This window comes from Candidatus Symbiopectobacterium sp. NZEC135 (assembly GCF_025962695.1).
The window spans coordinates 1-2,224 of the sequence record NZ_JAGFPF010000228.1 but is presented as its reverse complement, the minus strand read 5'-3'; the positions used below and the strand labels follow the sequence as shown (position 1 = coordinate 2,224).

The window sequence follows — 2,224 nt, the reverse complement described above, 5'->3', positions numbered from 1 at the left end:
TTCTTGGGATTATTTGGTCGGCACGAGAGGATTTGAACCTCCGACCCCTGACACCCCATGTTAACTAGCAAAATACTCTGTAAGCCTTGCCAGCACTGGCTTTGCGAGCATTTGAATGGACAAACAAACAGTACATTTTAAGCATGATCCACTCTTTATACATCAATGACTTAGGTAAGGTTTTACCACAGTTATTTTGAGTTTCTGTAAACAAAATTATTACACCTAAGGCGCTCGAAGTGATGCCATAATTATTTGAAGAAATTGTTATATATGGATAAAAGCAAATTAGCTATCGAGACAGCCATAGTAACAAGCACCGGCCAAGCTTTTACCCAAGGTTTTTCATACCAAGGGGTGGATAGTATTATTTCCTTCTTGCTGGTAATTCTTTCTGATATATACTCTTTTATTGCATCAGTCTTTTTATCAATAGGACGTTTTTGTACTGAATCAGGAATCCCTTTCCCCCTGAGCTTTTGGTCTATATCTGCCATTTCTCGGTATACTTTTACACAGTAAGAAAAAAGAATTGCTTCTAACTCGTCCAATGCCTTGCAGTTATCTATATAATTTGCTTTTGCTTTATCATAAGTTACTGATATCTCATTGTTTATTAAGTCTTTCAAAAATGGCTCTATATAATCGCTCCAAAATATTTCTGAGGGTGAGCCTGAAAAATCGCTCCCCTCATAGGATATTTTTGTGCCATCGAAACGAGTTACATTAAGTCGTTTCGACGAGTGAAAAAACTTCCAAGGAGTTAACTGTTCTCTAATGATTTTTTTTGCTGACATTTCTACATGTTCTTGAATGTCTGTATGAATTGAGGTTGCCATCAGCGCTCCGAAGTAAAATAATCACTTTCTAAAGTTACACCTATTTATGAGAATAAATTAAATAGATGTCAATTGGTTACTGATTTTATGCCATTTGATAAGCTGATTTCAGCATGTGGCACAGCAACCCAATCAAGATGGTTTTGCGTGTAGATCTTCGTTGACTTGGCATCGCTGTGCGCCATCCTTGCCTGAGGATCCACCCCTTGACGTTCAAACATAAACGCGGCCAGCGCTCGTATCTCGTGGAATGTTGGGCGTTCTGCCGGAGGGTATTCTGCGGCAACGCCAACTGCATCACGCAGATCGGAAAATGCCCTACTCAGGTAGTTAGGGTTAACCTGGGTAGGGTGGTTAACATCTTTACTGATCGGGTTACTGTTTTTCTCGGGTAGCCGGTGGACAACATACGGGCTGGCGATCCGGTCACGGCTATCATCAATGATGCGCTTCAATTCATCCCCAATAGGAATGGCAATATGTGATGCCTCTTTCTTCTGCACTTTCTGCCGGTGGATGTATAGCACACCATGAATGCCACTTTCAGCGGTTTGATACCATACACACCCACAAACACCTTCCTTGGGTTGTTTTATTGAGTATCTAATTCGTGACACCTCCAGGCGGGCTTGCGTGGTTTGCAATGCCAGATCCATTGCAGTGCGTAGCCAGAGCGGTGCGGATGCCTTGATTCGCTGGAAGTCTTGAAATGATAATCGACGCCTCTTTTTTCCCTCCACTCTTCGCATTTTCTTGCGGGTTGCGGGGTTATCGATCATCAATGATTCATCGACCGCATAGCTGAACAGTTTTTTTAGAAAACTTACCTTCCTATTTTGGACGTTAGCCGACGCGTCAGCGTGGTAACTTTGGATATAACCGTTGACGTGCTCCAGCTCGATATCACATGCGGGCATGGTGAAATATTCCTTCACCCTGATGATGTCATTTATCCATACATCGCTGGTGGCTTTACCTGGTTGCTCGTCATCAATAGCGCGTTGGAGTAAACGATCTACATAACTGCAAAATGGCAGAGCTTCACCAGATACCCCGCCAGAATCCCTGATCAATGAATCAATAGAAACGGCAGACTCTGGCCGCATTTGATTGTTATATTCTCGGGCGATTGCAATAGCGAGAGCCCTATCAGAGCCAAGAGTTTTCTTTTTCCCGTTTATTAGAGTGAAACGATATGAATCCTTACTTTTATCGAAAAACAAATGATCGGGAAGAGAGCGATACTCTCTTTTTCGTGGGCGAGCAGCCATTTTTATGCCTCATTTATTAACCTGGTAACAGCCTGAGAGACAACTGAGTTAACGCCCCATTTTTCAGATGAACACACCCAAACAGCCCCATCAACGATGCGACCCTGTAAAAGG

Annotated in this window: 2 protein-coding genes; both read right to left on the bottom strand. The window is 42.8% G+C overall.

What is annotated here, in order from left to right; genetic code table 11:
• Positions 1–251: 251 nt before the first annotated feature.
• On the bottom strand, positions 252–839 hold the full coding sequence (locus J5224_RS25240; RefSeq protein WP_264627952.1) for a hypothetical protein: 588 nt from the start codon (positions 837–839) through the stop codon (positions 252–254).
• A 68-nt stretch (positions 840–907) separates the two neighbouring features.
• Entirely contained in the window at positions 908–2,110 is a 1,203-nt protein-coding gene (locus J5224_RS25235) for a phage integrase Arm DNA-binding domain-containing protein (RefSeq protein ID WP_264627951.1), read from the bottom strand.
• Positions 2,111–2,224: the final 114 nt, after the last annotated feature.